At 49.8% G+C, this 753-nt stretch carries 1 protein-coding gene; it reads right to left on the bottom strand.

Annotation, left to right across the window (positions count from 1 at the left end; translation table 11 throughout):
• Window positions 1-662: IS4 family transposase (locus tag ACFQ03_RS25835; protein ID WP_379291896.1), on the bottom strand; the 662-nt coding region annotated here is incomplete at its 3' end.
• Window positions 663-753: the final 91 nt, after the last annotated feature.

Genomic DNA, 753 nt, shown 5'->3' with positions numbered 1-753 from the left:
AAGTCGGCACTGAACCCGGCTTTGAGCGCACGGTCAAGCAATCCGATGACAGCATCGGGTTTGCGTGTCATGGATTCGCAGCGGCGTTTGTATCCATGTGTACGCTTGAGCAGCCACTCCTTCATCTCACAGAGACGATTCGCGATCTTCGCAGAGCTAAGCATGACAAAGTCGATGGGAGCAAAGCTGAAACCATCCGACCAACCGAGCGTCAGCATCGTATATCCCCGAGCATAACGACCGGTTGTATGGTCGAACACGCGAGCAAGTAGTTCCGCTTTTTTGCTGCGATCCCGGCGCAGAACAGAGTCATCTACGATGAAGGCCCGAATGCGAGAAGCGGATGTGAGCGACTCAAAGTGCTGAACAATCTTGAGGCTGAGCATATGTAAAAACCGCCGCCACGCAAAGCGTGGGTGATTCAGGAAGCGATAGACAACATCTTTGCCAGGCAGGGATTGCCGGCGTTCACTGTCCAACAACCGAAACCAATTCCGCCCTTCAAATACAAGCGTAAAAATGAGTTGGAAGATTGCGAGACTGGAAAGGCCAAATGACTTAGAAATACCGGCTTTACGCAACAAGTTGCCAATTTGAAGAGCAGATAGAGCAGCAGAAATTCGTTGTTCCGCCTTTTCAGACGAAGCTTTGTGGTGTACCATAGAGTTACACACCTTTCGTTTGGGATGGTTGCTCGTCACTTCCATTCTACCAAATCTGAAAGGTGTTTTTCATTTGTCAACACCACCTGAA

This window comes from Paenibacillus residui (assembly GCF_042677205.1).
Classification (GTDB): domain Bacteria; phylum Bacillota; class Bacilli; order Paenibacillales; family NBRC-103111; genus Paenibacillus_L; species Paenibacillus_L residui.
This window is presented reverse-complemented; position numbering and strand designations above follow the sequence as displayed.